27 protein-coding genes and 1 tRNA gene are annotated in these 24,560 nt (G+C 60.3%); 24 read left to right on the top strand and 4 right to left on the bottom strand.

Annotated features, from left to right (window positions below):
• Positions 1 to 38: 38 nt before the first annotated feature.
• Entirely contained in the window at positions 39 to 191 is a 153-nt protein-coding gene (locus NKH42_RS21680) for a hypothetical protein (RefSeq protein ID WP_352478968.1), read from the bottom strand.
• A gap of 195 nt (positions 192 to 386) precedes the next feature.
• On the opposite strand from NKH42_RS21680, the gene coaD reads away from it, so the two are divergent.
• The 7 genes from coaD (at position 387) to tgt (ending at position 4,983) form a co-directional block, all read left to right on the top strand.
• On the top strand, positions 387 to 887 hold the full coding sequence (gene coaD / locus NKH42_RS21675; protein ID WP_352507881.1) for a pantetheine-phosphate adenylyltransferase: 501 nt from the start codon (positions 387 to 389) through the stop codon (positions 885 to 887).
• A gap of 74 nt (positions 888 to 961) precedes the next feature.
• The gene (locus NKH42_RS21670; RefSeq protein ID WP_254817364.1) at positions 962 to 1,552 is read left to right on the top strand and encodes a peptidylprolyl isomerase; all 591 of its coding nucleotides are present in this window, start codon (positions 962 to 964) and stop codon (positions 1,550 to 1,552) included.
• A gap of 28 nt (positions 1,553 to 1,580) precedes the next feature.
• Entirely contained in the window at positions 1,581 to 2,093 is a 513-nt protein-coding gene (locus tag NKH42_RS21665; RefSeq protein WP_254817363.1) for a peptidylprolyl isomerase, read from the top strand.
• A complete protein-coding gene (locus NKH42_RS21660) occupies positions 2,090 to 2,437 on the top strand; it encodes a hypothetical protein (protein ID WP_352752750.1) in 348 nt (115 codons plus the stop codon). The genes NKH42_RS21665 and NKH42_RS21660 overlap by 4 nt, the downstream gene beginning before the upstream one ends.
• Positions 2,438 to 2,496: 59 nt before the next feature.
• Positions 2,497 to 3,585 carry a tRNA preQ1(34) S-adenosylmethionine ribosyltransferase-isomerase QueA gene (gene queA / locus NKH42_RS21655; RefSeq protein WP_352507883.1) on the top strand — a complete coding sequence of 363 codons (1,089 nt, stop codon included), beginning with the start codon at positions 2,497 to 2,499 and terminating at the stop codon, positions 3,583 to 3,585.
• Positions 3,575 to 3,844 (top strand): hypothetical protein, encoded by a 270-nt coding sequence (locus tag NKH42_RS21650; RefSeq protein WP_352507885.1) that lies wholly within the window; start codon positions 3,575 to 3,577, stop codon positions 3,842 to 3,844. Before queA ends, NKH42_RS21650 begins: the two co-directional genes overlap by 11 nt.
• Before the next feature lie 8 nt (positions 3,845 to 3,852).
• On the top strand, positions 3,853 to 4,983 hold the full coding sequence (tgt, locus tag NKH42_RS21645) for a tRNA guanosine(34) transglycosylase Tgt (RefSeq protein WP_352507887.1): 1,131 nt from the start codon (positions 3,853 to 3,855) through the stop codon (positions 4,981 to 4,983).
• Between the two features lie 8 nt (positions 4,984 to 4,991).
• Here the strand turns inward: tgt and NKH42_RS21640 are convergent, their stop codons facing one another.
• A complete protein-coding gene (locus tag NKH42_RS21640) occupies positions 4,992 to 5,411 on the bottom strand; it encodes a DUF4864 domain-containing protein (RefSeq protein ID WP_352688286.1) in 420 nt (139 codons plus the stop codon).
• 236 nt (positions 5,412 to 5,647) lie between these two features.
• Here NKH42_RS21640 and NKH42_RS21635 point away from each other — a divergent pair, with 236 nt between their 5' ends.
• The 15 genes from NKH42_RS21635 (at position 5,648) to glpK (ending at position 22,046) form a co-directional block, all read left to right on the top strand.
• Positions 5,648 to 5,884 (top strand): Lrp/AsnC ligand binding domain-containing protein, encoded by a 237-nt coding sequence (locus NKH42_RS21635; RefSeq protein WP_023674883.1) that lies wholly within the window; start codon positions 5,648 to 5,650, stop codon positions 5,882 to 5,884.
• Between the two features lie 172 nt (positions 5,885 to 6,056).
• Positions 6,057 to 7,469 (top strand): circularly permuted type 2 ATP-grasp protein, encoded by a 1,413-nt coding sequence (locus tag NKH42_RS21630; protein ID WP_352478961.1) that lies wholly within the window; start codon positions 6,057 to 6,059, stop codon positions 7,467 to 7,469.
• A gap of 149 nt (positions 7,470 to 7,618) precedes the next feature.
• Entirely contained in the window at positions 7,619 to 8,560 is a 942-nt protein-coding gene (locus NKH42_RS21625) for an alpha-E domain-containing protein (RefSeq protein ID WP_023674885.1), read from the top strand.
• Between the two features lie 61 nt (positions 8,561 to 8,621).
• The gene (locus tag NKH42_RS21620; protein WP_352507888.1) at positions 8,622 to 9,416 is read left to right on the top strand and encodes a transglutaminase family protein; all 795 of its coding nucleotides are present in this window, start codon (positions 8,622 to 8,624) and stop codon (positions 9,414 to 9,416) included.
• A gap of 31 nt (positions 9,417 to 9,447) precedes the next feature.
• On the top strand, positions 9,448 to 10,179 hold the full coding sequence (locus tag NKH42_RS21615; RefSeq protein WP_254817354.1) for a proteasome-type protease: 732 nt from the start codon (positions 9,448 to 9,450) through the stop codon (positions 10,177 to 10,179).
• Positions 10,180 to 10,237: 58 nt separating this feature from the next.
• Positions 10,238 to 11,650, top strand: coding sequence for a pyridoxal phosphate-dependent decarboxylase family protein (locus NKH42_RS21610; protein WP_352508448.1), 1,413 nt, complete (start codon positions 10,238 to 10,240; stop codon positions 11,648 to 11,650).
• A 110-nt stretch (positions 11,651 to 11,760) separates the two neighbouring features.
• Positions 11,761 to 12,528, top strand: a complete 768-nt coding sequence (locus NKH42_RS21605; RefSeq protein WP_254817352.1) for a DeoR/GlpR family DNA-binding transcription regulator — start codon at positions 11,761 to 11,763, stop codon at positions 12,526 to 12,528.
• A 126-nt stretch (positions 12,529 to 12,654) separates the two neighbouring features.
• On the top strand, positions 12,655 to 14,181 hold the full coding sequence (glpD, locus tag NKH42_RS21600) for a glycerol-3-phosphate dehydrogenase (RefSeq protein WP_352508449.1): 1,527 nt from the start codon (positions 12,655 to 12,657) through the stop codon (positions 14,179 to 14,181).
• Positions 14,182 to 14,220: 39 nt separating this feature from the next.
• A complete protein-coding gene (locus NKH42_RS21595) occupies positions 14,221 to 15,300 on the top strand; it encodes an ABC transporter ATP-binding protein (protein WP_254817350.1) in 1,080 nt (359 codons plus the stop codon).
• A 9-nt stretch (positions 15,301 to 15,309) separates the two neighbouring features.
• Entirely contained in the window at positions 15,310 to 16,377 is a 1,068-nt protein-coding gene (locus NKH42_RS21590; protein WP_352508450.1) for an ABC transporter ATP-binding protein, read from the top strand.
• A 1-nt stretch (position 16,378) separates the two neighbouring features.
• Entirely contained in the window at positions 16,379 to 17,245 is an 867-nt protein-coding gene (locus NKH42_RS21585; protein ID WP_023674893.1) for a carbohydrate ABC transporter permease, read from the top strand.
• Between the two features lies 1 nt (position 17,246).
• Entirely contained in the window at positions 17,247 to 18,161 is a 915-nt protein-coding gene (locus NKH42_RS21580; RefSeq protein WP_352478954.1) for a carbohydrate ABC transporter permease, read from the top strand.
• Positions 18,162 to 18,334: 173 nt separating this feature from the next.
• Entirely contained in the window at positions 18,335 to 18,601 is a 267-nt protein-coding gene (locus NKH42_RS21575; RefSeq protein WP_031193610.1) for a DUF2160 domain-containing protein, read from the top strand.
• 78 nt (positions 18,602 to 18,679) lie between these two features.
• Complete coding sequence (locus NKH42_RS21570) at positions 18,680 to 20,407, top strand: ABC transporter substrate-binding protein (RefSeq protein ID WP_352688289.1); 1,728 nt, start codon at positions 18,680 to 18,682, stop codon at positions 20,405 to 20,407.
• A 145-nt stretch (positions 20,408 to 20,552) separates the two neighbouring features.
• A complete protein-coding gene (gene glpK, locus NKH42_RS21565) occupies positions 20,553 to 22,046 on the top strand; it encodes a glycerol kinase GlpK (protein WP_352688291.1) in 1,494 nt (497 codons plus the stop codon).
• Between the two features lie 79 nt (positions 22,047 to 22,125).
• On the opposite strand, the gene NKH42_RS21560 is transcribed toward glpK, so the two are convergent.
• Both NKH42_RS21560 and NKH42_RS21555 read right to left on the bottom strand, forming a co-directional pair.
• Positions 22,126 to 22,605 carry a BA14K family protein gene (locus tag NKH42_RS21560; RefSeq protein ID WP_254817344.1) on the bottom strand — a complete coding sequence of 160 codons (480 nt, stop codon included), beginning with the start codon at positions 22,603 to 22,605 and terminating at the stop codon, positions 22,126 to 22,128.
• Positions 22,598 to 22,864, bottom strand: a complete 267-nt coding sequence (locus tag NKH42_RS21555) for a hypothetical protein (protein WP_352688293.1) — start codon at positions 22,862 to 22,864, stop codon at positions 22,598 to 22,600. The genes NKH42_RS21560 and NKH42_RS21555 overlap by 8 nt, the downstream gene beginning before the upstream one ends.
• 49 nt (positions 22,865 to 22,913) lie before the next feature.
• On the opposite strand from NKH42_RS21555, the gene NKH42_RS21550 reads away from it, so the two are divergent.
• Together NKH42_RS21550 and NKH42_RS21545 are read left to right on the top strand one after the other, a co-directional pair.
• Positions 22,914 to 22,989, top strand: a tRNA-Lys gene (locus tag NKH42_RS21550).
• A 233-nt stretch (positions 22,990 to 23,222) separates the two neighbouring features.
• Positions 23,223 to 24,299, top strand: coding sequence for a type I restriction enzyme HsdR N-terminal domain-containing protein (locus NKH42_RS21545; protein ID WP_352974416.1), 1,077 nt, complete (start codon positions 23,223 to 23,225; stop codon positions 24,297 to 24,299).
• The last annotated feature ends 261 nt before the right edge of the window (positions 24,300 to 24,560 follow it).

Raw genomic sequence — 24,560 nt, 5'->3', positions numbered from 1 at the left:
CAGCCCGATAGGTCGGTCCGGCGTTGTCAGCAAACGCTCTAGAAATGCCGATAAGGCCTACGGATGCCGAAGCCTTCGAACTGCTTGGTATTGGCCTTGGCGCGGACGCGCTGTGCCTCCTGATGCAACCCGAATACGGTAGCGATCAGCATGGCGACGGTCATTGCGGTGGCAAGCATGTAGATCAGCATGTGCGTGTTCTCCTGCGCCTAACAACGATTAGATGGGTGTTTGGTTTCATCTTCTGCAGCTGCAACTTAGTGAACACTGCGTGAAGCTGTTGTGAGCGGCACATTCATCTGTCGTTTACGTCGGCCAAAGGGTTCACGAGGCGGGCTGGTGATCGGATTTGCCTTTAGGAGAGAGGCTCGCTAGAAGCACCTGCCATGACCGAACGCATCGCCCTTTATGCCGGCTCTTTCGACCCGCTGACCAACGGCCATCTCGACGTGCTGAAGGCATCGCTGGCCGTGGCGGATACAATCTATGCGGCGATCGGCACCCATCCCGGCAAGAAGCCGTTGTTTTCCTTCGAGGAACGGGTTGGCCTGATCGAAACGGCCGCGAAGGCGGAATTCGGCAGCGACGGTGCGCGTATCAAAGTGGTCGCCTTCGACGGGCTGGTCATCGATGCGGCCAGGAAGCATGGCGCCTCGATCATGATCCGCGGTCTGCGCGACGGCACCGATCTTGACTATGAGATGCAGATGGCCGGCATGAACGAGACCATGGCGCCGGAGCTGCAGACGGTGTTCCTGCCCGCCAGCCCCTCGGTGCGCACCATTACCGCCACACTTGTGCGCCAGATAGCTTCGATGGGAGGCGACATCCGCCCCTTCGTGCCGGCGGCCGTGGCCGGCGCGCTCGCCGCCAAATTCGCGAAATAAATGCATGTCACCCAAAAGTGGAACCCGGCTTTGGGTAACGACATGCATGAACGAAGATATTCGGAGAAAGATCCATGCAGCTGAAAAAGCTTGCCTTCTTGCTTGCCGTGTTTGCCGGTCTTGTGACCGCATCCGTGTCGGCCTTTGCCGCTGATCCGGAAAACACCATGATCGTAACGCTGAAGGACGGCGACGTGACCATCGCGCTGAGGCCCGACCTTGCGCCGAAACACGTCGCGCAGATCAAAAAGCTGGTGCGCCAGGGCGCCTACGACAACGTCGCCTTTCACCGCGTCATCGACGGCTTCATGGCGCAGACCGGCGACGTCAAGTTCGGCAACATGAAGAGCGGCTTCAATGCCGACGCTGTCGGCACCGGCGGCTCCGATCTTCCCGACCTGCCGGCCGAATTCTCCAGCACCGAGCACTACCAGCGCGGCGTGGTCGGCATGGCCCGCTCCGACGATCCGAATTCCGCCAATTCGCAATTCTTCATCATGTTCGCGCCGGCACCGCCGCTCGATGGCCAGTACACCATCGTTGGCAATGTCGTCAGCGGCATGGAGCTGGTGGACCACATCAAGAAAGGCGACGAGGCGCAGAACGGGACGGTGACCGATCCCGATCGCATGATCAAGGTGCGCATCGCCGCCGACGGCAAGTAAACCCAAGTTTCAAAAGGATATTTCTGACATGGCCGAAATCAAGGACCGCGAGAACGCGCTTATCATGGACACGACGAAGGGCAAGGTCGTCATCGAATTGTTTCCAGATCTGGCGCCCGGCCATGTCGGCCGTATCAAGGAGCTGGCACGCGAAGGCGCCTATGACGGCGTGGTCTTCCACCGCGTCATCGACGGCTTCATGGCGCAGACCGGCGACGTGAAGTTCGGCAATTCCAACAAGCCGTCTTTCGCGCCGTCGCGCGCCGGCACTGGCGGTTCCGACAAGCCCGATCTGAAGGCCGAGTTCTCCAACGCCAACCATGGCCGCGGCACCTGTTCGATGGCGCGCTCGCAAAACCCGAACTCGGCCAATTCGCAGTTCTTCATCTGCTTCGACGACGCCGCCTTCCTCAACCGCCAGTACACTGTATGGGGCCAGGTCATCGAAGGCATGGACAATGTCGACAAGATCAAGCGCGGCGAACCGGTGCAGGACCCCGACAAGATCGTATCGCTCAAGGTCGCGGCCGACGTGAAATGACCAGCCGGGCTGTCGCGGCCATCGTACTTGTGCTCGTCGCGGCGGCCACTCCGGCGTTGGCGACGGAATCGATCGTTTGCAGCGCCGACGGCGGCGCGGCATCGATTGATGTTTTGATGGGACACACGGCCGTCATTGCGGTGGCGCGGGTGTGGCTGGATGCCGGCGGCAAGACATGGACCACGGACGGCCAGCCAGGCTCAACGAAAGTCATCGTTGGACAGGCATTCGAAGACGACGAGCGCATGCTGATCGATCTCACTGATGAGGGCCTCAGCTCGATCGTCGCCAAATTGCGGCCAAGGCCAGCGAGCAGTCCAGTTTCGCAATGGGCGGCACGTTGAGCATTGACGGTGTCAGTGCCTGGGCGGTGACCTGCCCGGAACCTTGAGGCGGGGTTTTCTTGCGCGTCGACCTTTTCGACTTCGATCTGCCGGAAGAACGCATCGCGCTTCGCCCAGCCGAGCCGCGCGACAGCGCCAGGATGCTGGTGGTCAGGCCGGGTGAGGGGCTCGAAGACCTGACGGTGCGCGACCTGCCGGCCCTGCTCAAGGCCGGTGATGATGTGCTGGTCTTCAACGACACCAAGGTCATTCCGGCACAATTGAAGGGCATCAGGCGGCGCGGCGAAGCAGCAGCGCAGGTCGAAGCCACGCTGCATATGCGGGTGGCGCCCGACCGGTGGCTCGCCTTCATGCGTCCGGGCAAGCGCATCGCCGCCGGAGATCGCATCCATTTCGGTCATGATGCCAATTCCTGCTTTCTCGGCCAACTCGATGCGACCGTGATCGAGAAGGGGGAAGGCGGCGAGGTGCTGCTCGGCTTCGACCTGTCAGGTCCGTTCCTCGACGAGGCGCTGCACGCTGTCGGCCACATCCCGCTGCCGCCCTACATCGCCTCCAAACGTGACGACGACGAACGCGACCGCAGCGATTATCAGACCATTTATGCTAGGGAGGAGGGCGCGGTCGCCGCGCCGACGGCAGGGCTGCATTTCACGCCGGAGCTGTTTGCGACGCTCGACGCCAAGGGCATAGAGCGCCGTTTCGTCACGCTGCATGTCGGCGCCGGTACATTCCTGCCGGTGAAGGCGGACGACACCGCGGACCACAAGATGCACGCCGAAACCGGTTCGGTCAGCGCGGAAACCGCCGAGGCGCTGAATGCGGCGAAAGCAAAAGGAGGGCGCATTATCGCTGTCGGCACGACATCGCTGCGCTTGCTGGAGAGCGCGGCTGGCGAGGAGGGCAGGCTAGCCGCATGGTCAGGCCTGACCGACATCTTCATCACCCCCGGCTATCGCTTCAAGACCGCCGACATGCTGATGACCAATTTCCATCTGCCGCGTTCGACGCTGTTCATGCTGGTTTCGGCCTTCTGCGGTTTGCAGACGATGCGGGCGGCCTATGCGCATGCCATCGAGAATCGCTACAGGTTTTATTCCTATGGAGACGCAAGTCTTCTGTTCAGGGAGGATAGTAATGGACGATGACCTGGAAACCTTCGACCGCGAAGCATTGATCGGCGAGGTCAGGAAATTACGCGCCGGCATCCGCCAACACCGCGACGCCACCGGCCATGATCTGTGCTGGCATCATCCCGACCTGTGGTCGCTTTTGCCCGAAAAGACCGAGCCGGCGATTGCCGTGCCGCCGTGGCCGAAATTCATGCGCGGCTGCATCCGCTACCGTCAATCGCTCGATAAGCAGGCTGCGGACGCGCCGGTATTTGACAAGGAGTTCGATGGCTAGGGAATTCAATGACTGACGCATTCACCTTCAAGGTGCTGGCGACCGACGGCAGGGCGCGGCGTGGTGCAATCACCATGCCGCGCGGGGAAATCCGCACGCCTGCCTTCATGCCGGTCGGTACCGGCGGCACGGTGAAGGCCATGTATATGGATCAGGTGCGCGGCGTCGGCTCGGACATCATCCTTGGTAATACCTACCACCTGATGCTGAGACCCGGCGCCGAGCGCGTGGCGCGGCTCGGCGGCCTGCATGAGTTCGCCCGCTGGCCGCATCCGATCCTGACTGACAGCGGCGGCTTCCAGGTGATGTCGCTATCGAAGCTGAGGAAACTGACCGAGAACGGCGTGACCTTCCGTTCGCATATCGACGGCGGCGCCTTCGAGATGTCGCCGGAGCGTTCGATTGAGATCCAGGGGCTGCTCGATTCCGACATCCAGATGCAGCTCGATGAATGCACGGCTCTGCCGGCCAAGCAGAACGAGATCGAGCGTGCCATGGAGTTGTCGTTGCGCTGGGCCGAGCGTTGCAAGACGGCATTCGGCGAGCAGCCCGGCAAGGCGATGTTCGGCATTGTACAAGGCGGCGACGTGCCGGATCTGCGGCTGCGCTCGGCGCAGGCGCTGAAGGCAATGGAGCTGAAGGGCTACGCGATCGGCGGGCTGGCTGTCGGCGAGCCGCAAGCGGTGATGCTGGAGATGCTCGACATCACTTGCCCGGAGCTGCCGGTTGAGCGGCCGCGCTACCTGATGGGTGTCGGCACGCCGGACGACATCTTGAAGTCGGTAGCGCGCGGCATCGACATGTTCGATTGCGTGATGCCGACGCGGGCAGGGCGCCACGGTCTTGCCTACACGCGGCGCGGCAAGGTCAATCTTCGCAACGCCCGCCATGCCGACGATCCGCGTCCGCTCGATGAGGAAAGCGACTGCCCGGCCGCACGCGACTATTCGCGCGCCTATCTGCACCATCTGGTGCGCTCGCAAGAGGCACTTGGGGCGATGCTCCTTACCTGGAACAATCTGTCCTATTACCAGCAGCTGATGCGCGACATTCGTGAAGCGATCGAGGCTGGCAGGTTGGAAGCACGCTCAGCTGAGATTTCCGAAAGCTGGAGGCGGGGCGATCTCCCAGTGAGGTGATCGAAGGCTCAAGTGCTGAGCGACGTGGACGCGCGCAGGCTGCAGCCGGTGATCCGAAAGCTGCCGTCAGGCTGTAGTTCGAGCGTGTAGACCGCCTCGTAGTCCTTGCCATCCGGGCCGACGATCAGCACTTGCTGGATGATCGAGGTCGGGCTCGTCTCGCGAACCTTGCCGAAGGAGTAGGTCTGCGGCTGGCGCACCGGCGGATAGCCGTTGGTCACCATGTTCATGAAGGTATCGACGGTCGGAAAGATGCGCTTCACATTCGGTGCGGCAAAGCTGTAGGCCGTCATTCCGTCATTGGCGATGAAGGCCCTCAACTGACCATCGATGACCGTCTGCGCCGCTTTGACTTCGGCGTCGCCAGAAAAGGCCTGGGATGCGAAAATGAATGGAAGGACTGTGAATGCGAAAAACGCGCGGCGCATGGCCTGTCTCCGTTGTCCCCGAGAAATCGCTGCCTGAAGGTACATGATACCATACGCTTTGCCGTGCTTCAGGGTTTCAGCCGAGCGTAAACATTCGGCGTGGCAGTCCGTGTCCGAGCCGAGAAAGCATTGTCGAGGCGAGACAGCCTGAGCGATTGGCGATGCTTGAAAGCCGGGCGGCAGTCTGCCACAAGGGCCGCTCGATTAGAGCGTGCGATGTTGGACAGGACCAGGCAATGAAGGCATTTTTCGTGCAGATAAAGTGCGATCTGGGCAAGGCCTACGACGTTGCCAGCGCCCTGGCCGATGCCGAGATTGCTTCGGAAATCTACTCGACAGCCGGCAACTACGACCTGCTCGCCAAATTCTATGTCGACGACGAGGAAGACATCGGCCACTTCGTCAACGAGAAAGTGCAGATTCTCCCGGGAATCAAGGATACGTTTACGGTCGTCACCTTTCGCGCGTTTTGATCTCCATCCGACATTTGCCCGGACACAAGGCAAAGCCTGATCAGGGCCCTATTGGTGCTGCCTTAATTTTAGGCAACCGCGATATACTGATCGCCGGCGCCCGCCAAATCGCCGATTGCGCTTGATTTTCTCCAGCGAGGCCAGTGAAATGGCGTCACAGGGGAGTATGCGATTGGCAGCGTTCGACGAAATGCTTCCGGAAGTTTCCGGGCTGAGAAAACCGTATTCGGCTTACGATCGCTGGCTGAAGGAACAGGACCCGGCCAGACTTACCGAGAAGATGCAGGACGCCGAACGCGTCTTTCGCAAGACAGGCATCACTTTCGCCGTCTACGGCGAGCAGGAAGCATCGGAGCGGCTGATACCCTTCGACATCGTTCCGCGCATCATTTCGGGCAATGAATGGCGACGGCTAACGCAAGGCATCGAGCAGCGCGTCCAGGCGCTGAACGCCTTTCTCGACGACATCTACCATCGCCAGGAGATCTTGCGCGCCGGCCGGGTGCCGAAGGAGTTGATCGCCAGGAACGAGGCGTTCCTGCCCGAGATGATCGGGGTGCGGCCGCCGGCCGGCGTCTATACCCACATCATCGGCGTCGACATCGTACGCATTAGCGAGAACGAGTTCTACGTACTGGAGGACAATGCGCGCACGCCGTCCGGCGTCTCCTACATGCTGGAAAACCGCGAGACGATGATGCAGCTGTTTCCCGAGTTGTTCCAGCAGATCAAGGTGCGGCCGGTGGAGAATTACCCGCAGCTCCTGCGCCAGTCGCTGGCGGCGGTACGGCCGCAAAGCACCAAGGGCACGCCGACGATTGCCGTGCTGACGCCGGGCAGCTTCAACTCAGCTTATTTCGAACATGCTTTCCTTGCCGACCAGATGGGCGTGCAGCTCGTCGAAGGGCAGGATCTGCGCGTCGTCGATGGCCATGTCGCGATGCGCACGACCGAGGGCTACAAGCAGATCGACGTGCTTTACCGGCGTGTCGACGACTCGTTCCTCGATCCGCTGACCTTCCGCCCCGACTCGGCACTTGGCGTGCCGGGCATTATGGACGTCTACCGCGCCGGCAACATCACGATCGCCAATGCGCCGGGAACCGGCATCGCTGACGACAAGGCGATCTATTCGTACATGCCCGAGATCGTCGAATTCTACACCGGCCGCAAGGCGATGCTCGGCAACATCCCGACCTGGCGCTGCTCGGAGCCGGACAGCCTGAAATACGTGCTCGAGCACATTGATGAACTGGTCATCAAGGAGGTCCACGGGTCCGGCGGTTACGGCATGCTGGTCGGTCCGGCGGCGACCAAGAAGGAATGCGAGGATTTTTCCAAAAAGCTCGCGGCAAAACCGTCGAACTACATTGCTCAGCCGACGCTGGCGCTGTCGACCTGTCCGATCCTGACGGACAAGGGGCTGGCGCCGCGTCATGTCGATCTGCGCCCCTATGTGCTGGTTTCCGACCGTATCCAGATCGTGCCCGGCGGGCTGACCCGAGTAGCGCTCAAGGAAGGCTCGCTGGTCGTCAATTCCTCGCAAGGCGGGGGCACGAAGGATACCTGGGTGTTGGATGATTAGAGTGGAAGTAGTGAATAGTGAATAGATAAGGATATGGGTCGTAATGTTGGTGAAATGCCCTGAAATGAAGCACGCGGCATCGTGGCTTAGGTTCTGGATAGTCACCATTCACCGTCCACCGTCCACCATTCGCCTCAGGGCCGCCTGACATGCTTCTCGGTCGCACCGCCAACGGGCTCTATTGGATGAACCGCTATATCGAGCGGGCGGAAAACATGGCGCGGCTGGTGGATGCTGGCTTGCGCATGGCGCTAACCCGTACTCAGAACGCTTCGGAGGAGTGGAATTCGGTGCTGCTTAGCGCCGGTTCGGACGCCAGCTTCACGCAGAAATATTCCGACTACACCGCCGCCAATGTCGCCGACTATCTGCTGCGCGACACATCGAACCCGTCGAGCACGATGTCGTCTATCGAAACGGCCCGTAACAATGCCCGCATGGTGCGTACCGCGTTGACGCGTGAAACCTGGGAAAGCATCAACGAAGCCTGGATGTCGCTGAAGCGGATGCTAGCCAAGCCGATCGACGAGCGCGACCTGCCCAACGCGCTCGACGCAATCAAACGCGAGACGGCGCTGATCCGCGGCTCGTTCTACGGCACGATGCTGCGCAATGAGATTTTCGATTTTTCGCAGCTCGGCACTTATGTCGAACGCGCCGACAACACCGCGCGCATCCTGGATGTGAAATACTACGTGCTGTTGCCGTCGATTTCCTGGGTCGGCTCGACGCTCGACAACTACCAGTGGGAATCGATCCTTCGCTCTGTATCGGCGCACCGCTCCTACCGCTGGGTCTATGACGCCGACTACAAGCCGAGCAACATCGCCGACTATCTGATCCTCAATGTCCGCATGCCGCGCTCGCTGACCTTTTGCTATCGCTTCCTGACGGAGCATCTCAAATTCCTGGGTGACGACTATGGTGAGCGCCACGCCTGCCATGCGACGGCTGCCAAGACCCAGGCCATGCTTACCGCCGGCTCGATCAAGGATATTTTCGACGCCGGCCTGCATGAATTCCTGGCCAATTTCATCCGCGACAACACCAGACTCGGCGACGAGATCGCGCAGGATTACAGGTTCTATTGAGCATGACCCCAAAAAGCGGAGACCGGTTTTCGGAAAAGCTCATGCTCCAGGGACGAGTGCGATGCGGCTGAAGATCACCCACCGGACCGAATACCGCTACGATGCGCCGGTGCATTATTTGTTGCAGCGTTTGCGGCTGCTCCCGGTAAACGGGCGCACCCAGACGGTACTGTCCTGGGCGCTGAAGATCGAAGGCGCACGCGAGGAAGTGCGCTTCACCGACCATTTCGGCAATGATACCCGGCTGTTGAGCGTCGAGGGCGAGCGCGACTTCATCACCGTCGAAGCAGCCGGCGAAGTGGTGACGCGCGACACCGCCGGCGTCTGCGGGCCGCACCAGGGTTTCGTGCCGCTCTGGCTGTTCGGCCACGAAACGCCGCTGACGATGATCGGCAGCGGCATTCGCGAGCTTGCTGCCTCGGTCGGCAAGGGCACCGACATCGAAAGGCTGCACCGGTTGATGGCGATGATCGGCGAGCGCGTCGCTTATACGCCGGGCACCACCAACGCGACGACGCCGGCCGAAGAGGCCCTGGCGCTCAAGACCGGCGTTTGCCAGGACCACAGCCACATCTTCGTTGCGGCGGCGCGCGCCATGGATTTTCCGGCGCGCTATGTCAGTGGCTACCTTATGATGAATGCAGCGATCGAGCAGGCGGCAAGCCACGCCTGGGCCGAGGCGCATGTCTCGGGCCTCGGCTGGGTCGCCTTCGACGTCGCCAACGGCATTTCTCCCGACGAGCGTTATGTAAAGGTGGCGACTGGCCGCGATTATCGCGACGCCACACCGGTATCGGGAATTCGGCTGGGACAGGCGGAAGAACAGCTTGCCGTCACCGTCACCGTGGAGCAGTAATCTCCGCCAAGATTGTTGCCAAAGAGATTCGATGACCTATTGCGTCGGCCTGAAGATCGATCGCGGGCTCGTGTTCATGTCGGACACGCGCACCAACGCCGGCATGGATTCGATCTCGACCTTCAGGAAGATGCATGTCTGGGAAGAGCCGGGCGAGCGCGTCATCGTTTTGATGTCGGCCGGCAATCTGGCGACGACGCAGGCCGTGGTCAGCCTGCTCGACGAACGCACCAAGGCAGTGGCGGAGCGCCGTGCCACGCTGCTCGAAACGCCTTCCATGTACCAGACAGTGCGGCTGGTCGGAGACACCGTCAAGGAGGTCATCGCCAGTTCGTCGCCGGCGGGCGAAAAGGCGGATTCCTATTTCAACGCCTCCTTCATCCTCGGCGGTCAGATCAAGGGCAGCGCGCCGCGCCTGTTCATGATCTATCCGGAAGGCAATTTCATCGAATCCACCGACGACACGCCGTTCTTCCAGATCGGTGAGACCAAATACGGCAAGCCGATCATCATCCGCGCTTATGAAAGGACGATGAGTTTCGCCGAGACGGTGAAGTTGCTGCTTGTGTCGTTCGACTCGACGCTGAAGTCGAACCTGTCGGTCGGCCTGCCGCTCGACCTGCTGTTCTATGAAAAGGACACCTTCAAGGTCGGCCTCAAAAAGCGAATAACCCAGGATGATCAATATTATCGCACGATCTCGGATAGCTGGTCGAACGCGCTGAAGACTGCCTTTGCCAGCTTGCCTGATTTTCCCGAATGAAAACCTTCGTTTTTCGTGCTCTTTGATGGCGGCTCGACGAGGCGCTACGGAGGCGAAGATGAATAGCAACGAATTCCGCGAATGGTCGCTGCGAGCGGCCGAATGGGGCGCCGACTACAGAGACAGCCTTCGCGAAAGACCGGTGCGGCCGTTTGTCGAGCCGGGCGAAATCTTCAAAAGCATCGATGTCGCACCGCCGGAAAATGGCGAAACGATGCAGGCAATCTTCGCCGATTTCGAGCAAAAGATTCTGCCGGGCATGACGCACTGGCAGCATCCGCGTTTCTTCGCCTATTTCCCGGCCAATGCGGCACCGGCCTCGGTCGTGGCCGAGTATCTGGTTGCCGCCATGGCCGCGCAATGCATGCTTTGGCAGACCTCGCCGGCGGCAACCGAACTCGAGACGCGTGTCGTCGACTGGATGCGGCAGGCGCTTGGTCTGCCGGAGGGATTTTCCGGCGTCATGCAGGATTCGGCTTCGTCGGCGACGCTTGCCGCCGTGCTGACCATGCGCGAGCGCGCGCTCGACTGGCAAGGTAACAAGAACGGCTTGCAACGCCAGCCGGTCGTGCGGGTCTATTCTTCCGGCCAAGTCCATACTTCCATCGACCGGGCGATCTGGGTGTCGGGCATCGGCGAGGCGAACCTCGTGCGCATTCCGGTCGCCGGACGCTTCCGCGCCATGCAGACGGCGGCTCTGGAAGCCGCGATCGTCACCGACCGCGAAAACGGCATGCTGCCGGCGGGGATCATCGCCAGCGTCGGCGGCACAAGTACCGGCGGCACCGACGATGTGGCGGCTGTTGCCGCGGTGGCTAAGCGGCACGGGCTCTACCTGCATGTCGATGCCGCATGGGCTGGCTCCGCCATGATCTGCCCCGAGTTCCGGCATTTCTGGGCAGGCGCCGAACATGCGGATTCCATTGTCTTCAACCCGCATAAATGGCTGGGCGCACAGTTCGATTGCTCGATGCAGTTCATCCGTCAGCCGGAAGACCTCGTGCGCACGCTGGCGATCAAGCCCGAATTCCTGAAAACGCATGGCCGCGACGGAGTCATCAACTACTCCGAATGGTCGGTGCCGCTTGGCCGGAGGTTCCGCGCGCTGAAACTTTGGTTCCTGCTGCGTGCACATGGCTTGGAAAATCTGCGGACCATGGTCCGCAACCATGTCGCCTGGAGCGAGAGCCTCGCCGCAAGGCTGGCAAAGGAACCGGATTTCGAGATCGTCACCGAGCCGATGCTGTCGCTGTTCTCGTTCCGGCATCTCGCGGCTGCGGGCGCCGACTCTGACGAGCACAATTTGCGGTTGGTCAGCGCGATCAACGATGACGGCCGCATCTACCTGACGCAAACCCGGGTGGACGGGAAGGTGGCGATCCGCTTTCAGGTCGGGCAGTTCGAAACGACAGCGGCGGATGTCGATACTGCTTTCGAGGTCATTACTGAAATTGCGCGCGGCCTGGGCTGACCGGCATCATCGAGGGTGCGCCGGGGCTTTTCTTGCAGTCACCTGATCTTCCTGTTCATGGCTTTCGTTTTCCGTTATAGACAAGTAAAACGAAAACGAGAGGTTGCTAGATGTATCTGTCGCCGCGTCATTCCGAAATCATCCAGATGGCCAAGGACCATGGCCGCGTACTGGTCGAGGAGTTGGCGACGCATTTCAACGTGACGCCGCAGACGATCCGCAAGGATCTCAACGATCTCTGCGACCAGCGGCTTTTGTCTCGCATTCATGGCGGGGCATTGTTCCCGTCCGGCATCGAGAACATGGAGTATGAGGCTCGGCGCAAGATCGCCGCCGAGGAGAAGGAGGCGATCGGCCGCGCAGCAGCCCGGCTGATCCCCGACAACGCGTCTCTTTTCATCAATATCGGAACAACGACGGAAGCTGTCAGCAAGTCGCTGCTCGATCACAGCGGCTTGATGGTCATCACCAATAACATCAATGTTGCCAATAGGATGCGCGTTTATCCTTCGATCGAGGTGGTGATCGCCGGCGGTGTCGTACGCGGTTCCGACGGCGGTGTGGTCGGCGAGGCAGCGGTCGATTTCATCCGGCAGTTCAAGGTCGATTTTGCGGTGATCGGCGCCTCGGCCATCGATCACGACGGCGCACTGCTCGACTTCGATTTTCGCGAGGTGAAAGTCGCGCAGGCGATCATCGCCAACGCGCGGCATGTGATCCTCGTGTCGGACCAGACCAAGTTCGAGCGCACCGCGCCCGTCCGCATCGGCCATCTGTCGCAGGTCAACACCTTTATCACCGATCGTTGCGACATCCCATCGGTGCGTAAGATCTGCCAGGAGGCAGAAGTTCAGCTGATCGAAACGTCGCTCTCCTAGAGATGCCGTTGCGGCATCCTGTCGCCAATCATATTTCGTTTGACATTCGTTATCATTTCGAAATAATTCCCGTACGGTTTCGCAAGAACCCAAAAATGCTGCAATGCGAAATCGAGGGAGGATTGTTTGGGCGCATCACCGATCCATGACATTTTCGTCATCGGTGGCGGCATCAATGGCTGCGGCATCGCCCGCGATGCCGTTGGGCGTGGGTTTTCGGTATTTCTTGCCGAGATGAACGATCTGGCCAGCGGAACCTCTTCCGGCTCGACCAAACTGATCCATGGCGGCTTGCGCTATCTCGAATTCTACGAGTTCCGCCTGGTGCGCGAAGCGCTGATGGAACGCGAGGTCCTGTGGAGGAACGCGCCGCATATCATCTGGCCGATGCGCTTCGTGCTGCCATACGCCAAGGGGCTGCGTCCGGCCTGGCTGATTCGTCTCGGGCTTTTCCTCTACGACCATATCGGCGGGCGCAAATTGCTGCCGCCGACGAAAACGCTGGACATGGCCAAGGATCCGGCCGGCAAACCGCTAAAGCCGCTGTTTCGAAAGGCGTTCGAATATTCGGACGGTTGGGTCAACGATGCCCGGCTGGTTGTGTTGAACGCCCGCGACGCTGCCGAACGCGGCGCAACCATTCGAACCCGAACAAAGGTCGTCAGCGCACGCCGCGAAGGCAATCTCTGGACGGTCAGGCTTGAAAACGTGCGGACCGGCGATACCGAGGAGGTCAAGGCGCGGCTGCTGGTCAATGCCGCCGGCCCGTGGGTCGATCAGGTGCTGTCGGCCACCGTCGGCTTGAACGACGTGCACAATGTACGCCTCGTGCAAGGCAGCCACATCGTCGTTGGCAAGAAATTCGACGACCCACGCGCCTATTTCTTTCAGAACAAGGACGGGCGCATCATTTTCGCCATCCCCTATGAAGACGAGTTCACGCTCATCGGCACCACCGACCGGGACTATCCCGGCGATCCGCACGACGTCAGGATCAGTGATGTCGAGATCGACTATCTCTGCGCTGCGGCAAGCGAATATTTCGCGCAGCCGGTCAAGCCGTCGGATATCGTCTGGACCTATTCCGCGGTGCGCCCGCTCTACGACGATGGCGCCTCAAAGGCGCAGGAAGCCACCCGCGACTATGTGCTGAAGGCCGATGGAGGCGAGGGTGCCGCCCCGATCGTCAATGCCTTTGGCGGCAAGATCACCACCTACCGCCGATTGTCGGAATCGATGCTCGAGAAGATCGAGGGTTTTCTCGGCAGGCGCGGCAAGCCATGGACGGCAAACGCGCCGCTGCCGGGCGGTGACTTTCCCGTCACTGGCTTCGATACCGAGCTGGCGAAACTGAAAACGGCGTACCCGTTCCTCGACGCCCGGCTGGCCCGCCGGTTGACCCGGCTCTACGGCACCCGCGCAAGGAAGCTGCTGGGCCTCGCCAAATCGAACGTCGATCTTGGCCGCAACTTCGGCGCCGATCTCTACGAAGCCGAGGTGCGCTACCTCGCCGAAAACGAATGGGCAATGACTGCCGAGGATGTATTGTGGCGCCGGACCAAGCGCGGCCTGCGTCTCAGCCGTGAGCAGGCGGCAGTGCTCGAGGAGTTCATGCGCGGAATAAGCCGGCAGCACGTAGCGGCTGCCGAATAGGAACGGCCGACTGATGCAGAAAGCCTGGGAGGAGGCATCATGCTTGAACTGAGAAACGTGACGAAGACGGTGGGCGCGGCGGAACATATCCGCGATGTCTCGCTGACGCTTCAGCACGGCTCGCTCAACGTCCTGCTCGGGCCGACGCTCTCCGGCAAGACCAGCCTAATGCGGCTGATGGCGGGCCTCGACGTGCCGACCTCGGGCTCAGTCTGGTTCGATGGCAAGGATGTCACCGGCATGCCGGTGCAAAAGCGCAACGTCGCCATGGTCTACCAGCAATTCATCAATTATCCGGCGATGACGGTCTACGAAAACATCGCCTCACCGCTGCGGGTAGCCGGCACGGATCAGGCAACGATCGACAGGGAGGTGCGCAATGCGGCCGCCCTTCTCAAACTCACGCCCTATCTCGACCGGACGCCTCTCAGCCTGTCGGGCGGCCAGCAGCAGCGCACCGCGCTGGCCCGCGCCATCGTCAAGAATGCCAGCCTCGTGCTGCTCGACGAGCCGCTCGCCAATCTCGACTACAAGCTGCGTGAAGAATTACGCGCGGAACTGCCGAAAGTCTTCGCGGCCGCCGGCACAATCTTTGTTTATGCCACGACCGAGCCGCACGAGGCCTTGCTGCTCGGCGGCAACACGGCAACGCTCTCCGAGGGTAGCATCACCCAGTTTGGGCCGACCATCGAAGTGTTCCGCAAACCGGTCGATCTGGTGACGGCGAGGACCTTCGCCGATCCGCCGCTCAACACCATCGTGCTTGCCAAGAAGGGCCTGGATTTCCTGCTCGAGGGCGGCGTGAAATTGCCGGTGCCGGCGGAACTCTTCGGCATTGCCGATGCGATCTATACGATCGGCTTCCAGCCGCATCATCTGTCCCTCGATCGGCCCAACGCCGCCGCAGTGCCGGTGCGCGCAAAGGTGACGATCACTGAGATCACCGGATCGGAAAGCTTCATCCATCTCGATTTTGCCGATGCGCGCTGGGTCATGCTGACCCACGGTATTCGCGACTTCGAGCCGGACGAGGAGGTCGAGGTGTTCATCGACCCGCGCCACATCATGGTCTTCGACGAGCACGGCCGCGCCGTGGCCGCGCCGAAGCTGGCGGCTTAGGAGGAAGCGATGGCGCGCATCGATGTCAATCATATCCGTCACTCCTATCTGCAGAACCCGCGCACGGATGCCGATTTCGCGCTGAAGGAAGTGCACCACACCTTCGAGGATGGCGGCGCTTATGCGCTGCTCGGCCCGTCCGGCTGCGGCAAGACTACGCTGCTCAATATCATTTCGGGATTGCTGCATCCCTCACACGGCCAGTTGCTGTTCAACGGCAGGAACGTGACCAATCTGTCGACCCAAGAGCGCAACATCGCCCAGGTCTTCCAGTTCCCGGTGATCTACGACACGATGACGGTCTACGACAATCTGGCGTTCCCGCTGCGCAATCGCGGCGTGCCGGAGGCCGACGTCGACCGTAAGGTGCGCGAAACGCTGGAGATGACCGGGCTGGCCGATATGGCCAAACGAAAGGCCCGCGGACTGACAGCCGATCAGAAGCAGAAGATCTCGCTCGGGCGCGGGCTGGTGCGCTCCGACGTCAACGCCATCCTGTTCGACGAGCCTTTGACCGTCATCGACCCGCATATGAAATGGGTGCTGCGCTCCCAGTTGAAGCAGCTTCACCGCCGCTTCGGCTACACCATGGTCTATGTCACGCACGACCAGACCGAGGCGTTGACCTTCGCCGACAGGGTGGTCGTCATGTATGACGGCGAAATCGTACAGATCGGCACACCGGCAGAGCTGTTCGAGCGCCCGCGCCACACCTTTGTCGGCTATTTCATCGGCTCGCCCGGCATGAACGTCATGCCGGTGGCGATCGACGGCAAGACTGCGCGGCTGGGCTCGCAGCAGATCGAACTGCCGGGCGTGCCCAAGGCGGGTGAGGGCGCCATCGAGCTCGGCATCCGTCCCGAATATGTGCGCCTGGGCAGACAGGGCATGGCCGTCCGGATCAGCAAGGTCGAGGACGTCGGCCGCCACAAGGTGGTCCGTGCCAATCTCGAAGGGCGCGAGATCGCCGCCGTCATCGGCGAGGACGAGACAGTTCCGGCTGATCCGAAGGTGCGGTTCGACCCAGCCGGCATCAACATCTATGCCGATTCCTGGCGCGTCGAGATGGGAGCCTGAAGTGGAAAAGACCTGGAACAATAGAGCCTGGTTCCTGGTGTTGCCGGTGCTGCTGCTGGTGGCGTTCTCGGCGGTCATACCGCTGATGACGGTCGTCAATTATTCGGTGCAGGACACTTTCGGCAATAACGTCTTCTTCTGGGCCGGCACGGAATGGTTCGAGGAACTGCTTTCCTCGAGCCGCTTCTGGCAGGCGATGATCCGCAACCTTGTCTTCTCCTTTATCATCCTGGCGATCGAAGTGCCGCTCGGCATCTTCATTGCGCTCAATATGCCGAAGAAGGGTTGGGGCGTGCCTGTGTGCCTTGTTTTGATGGCGTTGCCGCTGCTGATCCCGTGGAACGTCGTCGGCACCATCTGGCAGGTGTTCGGGCGCAACGACATTGGCCTGCTCGGCTATTACGTCAACGCGCTCGGCATCGACTATAATTATGTGCAAGACCCATATGACGCCTGGGTCACGGTCATCATCATGGACGTCTGGCATTGGACCAGCCTCGTGGTCCTGCTCTGCTATGCCGGCCTGGTCTCGATTCCGGATGCCTTTTATCAGGCAGCCAAGATCGACGGTGCCTCGCGCTGGGCGGTGTTCCGCTACATCCAGCTGCCGAAGATGAACCGCGTGCTGCTGATCGCCGTGCTGCTGCGCTTCATGGACAGCTTCATGATCTACACGGAGCCGTTCGTGGTCACTGGTGGCGGCCCCGGCAACTCGACGACCTTTCTTTCGATTGATCTCGTCAAGACCGCGCTCGGCCAGTTCGACCTCGGCCCGGCGGCGGCGATGTCGCTGGTCTACTTCCTTATCGTCCTGCTGTTGTCGTGGGTGTTCTACACCGTGATGACCAATTATGACGCGGAGCGTTGAGATGAGCCGCACCGAAGAGAGAGCCGATAGGGTGAGCGAGACGACAGCTTCGGAAGGGCTCGCCAGCACGCTACGGCAGGACGAGATCGCACGGCTGATGCGCCGTCGCGGCGAGGAGTCGCGCTGGTGGTGGATCGTGCCGACGCTCTACATCGTCGTTCTGCTTTTGCCGATCTACTGGCTCATCAATATGAGCTTCAAGACCAATGGCGAGATCGTCTCGTCGCTGACTCTCTACCCGCACGCGCCGACATTGGCGAATTACCGCACCATCTTCACCGACGCGTCCTGGTATTCGGGCTACATCAACTCGATCACCTATGTGGTTATGAACATGGTGATTTCGGTGGCTGCGGCACTGCCTGCTGCTTATGCTTTTTCGCGCTATCGCTTCCTCGGCGACAAGCATCTGTTCTTCTGGCTGCTGACCAACCGCATGGCGCCGCCGGCGGTGTTCGCGCTGCCATTCTTCCAGCTTTATTCGGCCTTCGGCCTTATCGACACCCATATCGCCGTGGCTCTGGCGCATTGCCTGTTCAACGTGCCGCTGGCGGTGTGGATCCTCGAAGGCTTCATGTCGGGCGTACCCAAGGAGATCGACGAGACCGCCTATATCGACGGCTATTCGTTCCCGCGCTTCTTCATCAAGATCTTCATGCCGCTGATTGCGAGCGGCATCGGCGTGGCGTGCTTCTTCTGCTTCATGTTCTCGTGGGTGGAGCTCTTGATCGCCCGTACGCTGACGACAACCGATGCCAAGCCGATCGCCGCGACCATGACCCGCACCGTTTCGGCCGCCGGCATGGATTGGGGGCTGCTCGCCGCAGCCGGCGTCCTGACGCTGATTCCCGGCGCGCTCGTCATCTGGTTTGTGCGCAACTACATCGCCAAGGGCTTTGCCCTGGGGAGGGTATGATGGAGCAGGTCGACAGAAGCCCATGGTGGTGGGCCGTGCTGCTTCTCGCCCTGGTCGTCGTGGCCTGGGTGGCACTTCAAATCGATTTCGTGGCAATAACGGTAGGCTTCAGCGATCCGGCTAATATCCGCCTGTGGGGATTTAACCTCTCGTCCAACCTCGATTTTTCGTGGATGGCTTGGACGTGGCCGACCGCGGCCTTCTTTGGAACCATCTTTCTGCTGCTTTGCGGCATGGCGGTGTGGGAATACGTCTCGCCGGGCGGCAATCCGCGCGTCGGCGTGCTGCGGTTCGAAACGACGCGTGGCGACCGCCTGTTCCTGTCGCTGCTTGGCAGCGCCTTTATCCATCTCGCTTGGCTGGGTCTAGTCGGACCCAATCTGTGGTGGGCTCTCGCTCTCTCCGTGGTCTACGCCGTCGGCGTGTTCCGCTACGTATAGAGGGGGAAACTGTTGGAACGGCGGCGTGCCGGCCGCCGATCCAGATCGCACTTTGAACTTTAACAGTGGAGGAAATACATGCGACGGCAATTCTTGACATCAACAACTGCGCTTGTCCTATTGCTCGGGGCAAGCAATGCCTATGCCGGAATGGACGAGGCCAAGGCCTTCCTCGATAAGGAAATCGGGCCCCTTTCGACGCTTTCGCGCGCCGGCCAGGAAGCCGAGATGCAATGGTTCATCGATGCCGCGAAACCTTTCGCCGGCATGGATATCAAGGTGGTTTCCGAAACCATCGCCACGCATCAGTATGAATCGCAGGTGCTGGCGCCGGCCTTTACGGCCATCACCGGCATCAAGGTTACGCATGACGTCATCCAGGAAGGCGACGTCGTCGAGAAGATCCAGACCCAGATGCAGACCGGCCAGAACCTCTATGACGGCTGGGTCAACGATTCCGATCTGATCGGCACGCACTGGCGCTACCAGCAGGTGCGCAACCTGACCGACTGGATGGCAGACGACGGCAAGGATGTCACCAATCCGAATCTCGACCTGAAGGATTTCATCGGCACCTCGTTCACCACCGCGCCCGACAAGAAGCTCTACCAGCTTCCCGACCAGCAGTTCGCCAACCTCTACTGGTTCCGTTACGACTGGTTCAACGACGAGAAGAACAAGGCGGACTTCAAGGCCAAATACGGCTACGACCTCGGCGTGCCGGTCAATTGGTCGGCCTATGAGGACATCGCCGAGTTCTTCACCGGGCGTGAGATCGATGGCAAGAAGGTCTACGGCCATATGGATTATGGCAAGAAGGACCCGTCGCTCGGCTGGCGGTTCACCGATGCATGGCTGTCGATGGCCGGCAATGGCGACAAGGGCATTCCGAACGGTCTGCCCGTCGACGAATGGGGCATCAAGGTCGACGAGAATTCGCGACCGGTCGGTTCCTGCACGGCGCGCGGCGGCGACACCAATGGTCCGGCTTCCGTCTATGCCATCCAGAAGTACCTCGATTGGCTGAAGGCCTATGCACCGGCGGAAGCCCAGGGCATGACCTTCTCCGAGTCAGGGCCGGTGCCGGCGCAGGGCGCGGTTGCCCAGCAGATCTTCTGGTATACCGCCTTCACCGCCAGCATGGTCGACGCCAGCGCCAAGGCGGTGCTGAACGACGACGGCACGCCGAAGTGGCGCATGGCGCCGTCGCCGCATGGCGTCTACTGGAAGGACGGTATGAAGCTCGGCTATCAGGACGTCGGTTCCTGGACGCTGATGAAGTCGACGCCGACCGACCGCGCCAAGGCCGCGTGGCTCTACGCGCAGTTCGTCACCTCGAAGACGGTCGACGTGAAGAAGAGCCATGTCGGCCTGACCTTCATCCGCGAGAGCACGATCCACGACAAGAGCTTCACCGAACGTGCGCCAAAGCTCGGCGGCTTGATCGAGTTCTACCGCTCGCCGGCACGCGTCCAGTGGTCCCCGACCGGCACCAACGTGCCGGACTATCCGAAGCTGGCACAGCTCTGGTGGCAGGCGATCGGCGATGCTTCGTCGGGCGCCAAAAGCGCGCAAGAAGCAATGGACTCGCTCTGCGCCGAGCAGGAAAAGGTGATGAGCCGCATCGAGAAGTCGGGCGTCCAGGGCGATATCGGCCCGAAGATGGCCGAAGAGCATGACCTCGCCTACTGGAACGCCGATGCGGTCAAGAAGGGCAATCTCGCTCCTCAGGTCAAGATCGAAAACGAGAAGGAAAAACCGGTCACCATCAACTATGACGAGCTGGTGAAGAGCTGGCAGCAATAGGGCCGTTTGATGCGGGCGTTCGCGTCCGCATCGCCATACTCAGGGGAGGCGGCATGTTGCCGTCTCCCCTGTTTGCGTGAACGGCTTCGCGCCATCTGGCGTCGAGACATCGCAGCACCTTGAATTCGCTTCGACGGGAGAGAGAATGACCGGATATATCCTTGCAATCGACCAGGGGACGACATCGAGCCGGGCGATCCTGTTCGACGACAAGATGAAGGTCGTCGGCAGCGGGCAAAAGGAATTCACCCAGTATTATCCGGCCTCCGGCTGGGTCGAGCACGATCCCGAGGAGATATGGGCAAGCGTCGTGGAAACGGTGAAGGCCGCGCTGAAGACAGCCGGCCGCAACGCAGCGGACGTCGCCGCGATCGGCATCACCAACCAGCGCGAAACGGTCGTCATCTGGGACAAGGAGACCGGCGAGCCGATCCACAACGCGATTGTCTGGCAGGACCGCCGCACCGCGCCGCTATGCCAGAAACTGAAGAAGCTGGGGCTGGAGAAGAAATTCACGAAAAAGACCGGCCTGCTGCTCGATCCCTATTTCTCCGGCACCAAGATCGCCTGGATGCTGGACAAGGTGAAGGGCGCCAGAAAACGCGCCGAGAAGGGCGAACTGCTGGCCGGCACCATCGACAGTTTTCTGATTTGGCGCCTGACTGGCGGCAAGGTCCACGCTACTGACGCCACCAATGCCTCGCGCACGCTGGTCTACAACATCGAACAAAACGCCTGGGATGACGAGTTGCTGGCCATTCTTGGCATACCTGCAAGAATGATGCCGCAGGTGAAAGACTGTGCCGATGATTTTGGAATAACCGACAAAAGCCTGTTTGGTGCAGAGATCAGAATCCTCGGTGTGGCCGGCGACCAGCATGCGGCGGCGATCGGCCAGGCCTGTTTCGAGCCGGGCATGATGAAATCCACCTACGGAACCGGTTGCTTCGCGTTGCTCAACACCGGCAGCGATCTGGTGCGTTCGAAGAACCGGCTTTTGACCACCATCGCCTACAGGCTGAACGGCAACACCACCTATGCCTTGGAGGGCTCTATCTTTATCGCCGGCGCCGCCGTGCAGTGGCTGCGGGACGGCATCAAGGTGATCGGCAAGGCCGAGCAGAGCGGAAAATTGGCGGCGGAGGCCGATCCGACGCAGAACGTCTATCTGGTGCCGGCTTTCGTCGGGCTCGGCGCACCGCATTGGGATGCCGAGGCGCGCGGCGCCATCTTCGGGCTGACCCGCAATTCCGGGCCGGCGGAATTTGCCCGCGCGGCACTGGAATCCGTTGCGTTCCAAACGCGCGACCTGCTTGACGCTATGCGCAAGGACTGGAAGGGCGCCTCGGCCAAGACCGTGCTCAGGGTCGATGGCGGCATGGTGGCGTCGGACTGGACCATGCAGCGGCTGGCCGACATTCTCGATGCGCCGGTCGACCGGCCGACAATTCTCGAGACGACCGCGCTTGGTGCGGCATGGCTGGCCGGCTCGAAGGCGGGTGCCTGGCCGAAGGCGCGAGAATTCGCCAGGAGTTGGGCGCTCGAGCGCCGGTTCAAGCCGGACATGGATGCTTCGACACGTGCCGCCAAGCTGGCAGGTTGGCGCCACGCTGTGCGCAGGACGCTAAGTTCGCCATAAGCAGGGATGGCACGGGATTCGCACTCATGAAAAACCCGCGCCGTTTCGGGCGCGGGCCTTGCAGCCTCTAATCAAAGACTCAGTAAGGCGACCGGCACTGCCGGCGCGGGCCGTAATTGGGCTGGTACGTGTTGTCAGACGCACGATAGCTCCGGTAATGGTCATAGCACCACTGCACGTGTGCATCGCCACGATAGACACGATTCTGGTTGTTGATGATAGCGCCGGTAATCAGCGCACCGGTGGCGAAAGCGGCCAGCGGGAACCAGTAGTCGCCATGGCGGCGATAGCCGCGACGATATTCGCGATAGCCGCGATGGCCACGCCAATACATGCCGTCGTCACGCGCAAAACTGCGCCGGGAGAAATCGCGACGCGAGAAATCGCGATTGAAATTCCGGTGCCTCCGCCACGGCTCGTACTGGACGGTCTGGACATTCGAGGTGAGCCCTTGGGCAGGGGGCGCATAGCTGGGCTGAGCGTTGACTGGCACGATCTCCGCGGCAGCGAATGAGATCGAAAGGGTGGTCGCCAGCAGGCCCGACATGATCCTATTCATGATCTTCTCCTTGAAACGCGTGTCCCTTGTCGCGGAAAAACGGGCAGGCTGCGCAAATTGTTCCGCTAAGAATCCCAAGTTGCTGATCTGCAAAGGTTCTCTCGATTCGCTGCTTGCGCTTGTCCCGCAAAGCGCGAGCTTCGGACTTGCGCCAGACGGAGGCAATTGCGTCGACGCCGAAGCGCACCGCACGGCATGATGACGCGACAGGAAAGTCCGGTTTGGGAGCCGTCTTTTTCCGGTTGACCGGCAGAGGCACTCTCCCTATGTTCCGCGCAATTTCGAGGGCGGCCTTTCTGAGCCCGCGGGAGCGCGTAGCTCAGCCGGTAGAGCAACTGACTTTTAATCAGTAGGTCATGGGTTCGAATCCCATCGCGCTCACCAAAGTTTCACATGAAATTTCAATGCCTTAGCGTTTTCCCCTACGGAGCACATGCGGAACCGTGCGACTTTTTGCGACCCGTGCGACCTTAAAAGTCGCACGCGTCGTCGCTACTTTTCCGGCGGTCAGGCGGCAGCAACACCTGCCTAGCTCCTTTGCAAGTCTTTAAATTCAGATCGACTTGCGCAATCGGGTCTTTTGCACGATCCTATCTCAAAATTTGACGGAGGGGATTATGAGTGTCGAAGAAAAACTTCGTGTTTTAGCCGATCGTATCAAAACGCATTCCAGCGCAATGCTTACCGAGGAGGCTTTAAAGACAGCAATAGTACTGCCATTTTTAGCAGCTTTAGATTACGACGTTTTCAATCCGGATGAGGTCATTCCCGAGTTCTGTGCCGACGCGGTCGGAAAGAAGGGGGAAAAAGTAGACTATGCTATCAAAATCGACGGGGAGATCAGGATTCTTGTCGAGTGTAAACCGATCACCACCGTACTCGATCGGGTTCATCTCGCGCAGTTGTACCGGTACTTTTCCGTCACCAACGCCAAATTCGCCATCCTGACAAATGGCCGCGCTTTCCACTTCCACACCGACCTAGTTGCACCGAACAAGCTCGACGATCGTCCGTTCCTCACATTCGATCTGTCAGACCTACAAGGTCAATTGACATCCGAACTGAAGAAATTCGCGAAAGCTGATTTCAATGTAGATGGAATCCTGCAGTCCGCTCACCGGTTGAAATACACTTCTGCAATAAAGAAAGAGATCGGGAGTGTGATGGAGAATCCGCCTGAGGATTTTGTTCGGATGGTGACAGTTGGACTTTACCAGGGTCGATTCACTGGCCAGGTGAAGGAGCAATTCACACCTATGGTCAAAGCAGCTTTTCGCGAGATTGTTCGGGAATCCGTCCAGTCGCGTCTATCCACTGCGTTGGCTGAAACCGAGGTCTCGGAGATTGGCGCGGACGGAATTGGCGCCGAAGAAGAAGTCGTGACTACTGAGGACGAACGCGAGGGGTTCATGGTCGTCCGCGCAATCGTTCGCGACCTTCTAAAACCGGCGAGGGTAATCATTCGCGACCAGAAAAGCTATTGCGGCATCCTTGTCGATAACAACAATCGCAAGCCATTGGCGCGACTATGGTTCAACAGGACCGTAAAATATCTCGGGCTTTTCGACGGCGAAAAGGAAGAGAAGGTGAAAATCGATTCGCTGGACGAAATCTACGACCACGCCGATCGCTTGCGAGCTACGGCGAAGGAATACCTTTCTGGAGCTGCCGCCGCGCCATCGATAGTTTCCTGACCTTCTGCATTCTCCATGCTTACTGAATGGGGACCGGTACACTAGGTTCGCTGACGTCCGGCAACCGCTATCGCCCTGGAGTACGGGGGAGCGCGATGGGATCACGACCATGCATGCCTCAGCGTGGTGTCCTCGCCGGCTTGCAACGTTGCCGAATCACGCCTTCTAGCTAGGGCCAGGACCCATTAATTTGTTGAGTTGATCTCTGTTGGGTGATTCAAGGTGGCAGGAGGTGCCGCCTTGAGTGATTTGCTGATGTTG

Source organism: Mesorhizobium sp. M1142 (assembly GCF_040318565.1).
Taxonomy (GTDB): Bacteria; Pseudomonadota; Alphaproteobacteria; order Rhizobiales; family Rhizobiaceae; genus Mesorhizobium.
The sequence above is the reverse complement of the archived record's forward strand: the minus strand, read 5'-3'. Positions and strand labels throughout refer to the sequence as shown.

Bases quoted from the DNA above. Each gene is read 5' to 3' on its own strand.
- NKH42_RS21680 (WP_352478968.1), bottom strand. From the start codon at position 191: ATGCTGATCTACATGCTTGCCACCGCAATGACCGTCGCCATGCTGATC.
- coaD (WP_352507881.1), top strand. From the start codon at position 387: ATGACCGAACGCATCGCCCTTTATGCCGGCTCTTTCGACCCGCTGACC.
- NKH42_RS21670 (WP_254817364.1), top strand. From the start codon at position 962: ATGCAGCTGAAAAAGCTTGCCTTCTTGCTTGCCGTGTTTGCCGGTCTT.
- NKH42_RS21665 (WP_254817363.1), top strand. From the start codon at position 1,581: ATGGCCGAAATCAAGGACCGCGAGAACGCGCTTATCATGGACACGACG.
- NKH42_RS21660 (WP_352752750.1), top strand. From the start codon at position 2,090: ATGACCAGCCGGGCTGTCGCGGCCATCGTACTTGTGCTCGTCGCGGCG.
- NKH42_RS21650 (WP_352507885.1), top strand. From the start codon at position 3,575: ATGGACGATGACCTGGAAACCTTCGACCGCGAAGCATTGATCGGCGAG.
- tgt (WP_352507887.1), top strand. From the start codon at position 3,853: ATGACTGACGCATTCACCTTCAAGGTGCTGGCGACCGACGGCAGGGCG.
- NKH42_RS21640 (WP_352688286.1), bottom strand. From the start codon at position 5,411: ATGCGCCGCGCGTTTTTCGCATTCACAGTCCTTCCATTCATTTTCGCA.
- NKH42_RS21635 (WP_023674883.1), top strand. From the start codon at position 5,648: ATGAAGGCATTTTTCGTGCAGATAAAGTGCGATCTGGGCAAGGCCTAC.
- NKH42_RS21625 (WP_023674885.1), top strand. From the start codon at position 7,619: ATGCTTCTCGGTCGCACCGCCAACGGGCTCTATTGGATGAACCGCTAT.
- NKH42_RS21620 (WP_352507888.1), top strand. From the start codon at position 8,622: ATGCGGCTGAAGATCACCCACCGGACCGAATACCGCTACGATGCGCCG.
- NKH42_RS21615 (WP_254817354.1), top strand. From the start codon at position 9,448: ATGACCTATTGCGTCGGCCTGAAGATCGATCGCGGGCTCGTGTTCATG.
- NKH42_RS21610 (WP_352508448.1), top strand. From the start codon at position 10,238: ATGAATAGCAACGAATTCCGCGAATGGTCGCTGCGAGCGGCCGAATGG.
- NKH42_RS21605 (WP_254817352.1), top strand. From the start codon at position 11,761: ATGTATCTGTCGCCGCGTCATTCCGAAATCATCCAGATGGCCAAGGAC.
- NKH42_RS21595 (WP_254817350.1), top strand. From the start codon at position 14,221: ATGCTTGAACTGAGAAACGTGACGAAGACGGTGGGCGCGGCGGAACAT.
- NKH42_RS21590 (WP_352508450.1), top strand. From the start codon at position 15,310: ATGGCGCGCATCGATGTCAATCATATCCGTCACTCCTATCTGCAGAAC.
- NKH42_RS21580 (WP_352478954.1), top strand. From the start codon at position 17,247: ATGAGCCGCACCGAAGAGAGAGCCGATAGGGTGAGCGAGACGACAGCT.
- NKH42_RS21575 (WP_031193610.1), top strand. From the start codon at position 18,335: ATGGCTTGGACGTGGCCGACCGCGGCCTTCTTTGGAACCATCTTTCTG.
- NKH42_RS21570 (WP_352688289.1), top strand. From the start codon at position 18,680: ATGCGACGGCAATTCTTGACATCAACAACTGCGCTTGTCCTATTGCTC.
- glpK (WP_352688291.1), top strand. From the start codon at position 20,553: ATGACCGGATATATCCTTGCAATCGACCAGGGGACGACATCGAGCCGG.
- NKH42_RS21560 (WP_254817344.1), bottom strand. From the start codon at position 22,605: ATGAATAGGATCATGTCGGGCCTGCTGGCGACCACCCTTTCGATCTCA.
- NKH42_RS21545 (WP_352974416.1), top strand. From the start codon at position 23,223: ATGAGTGTCGAAGAAAAACTTCGTGTTTTAGCCGATCGTATCAAAACG.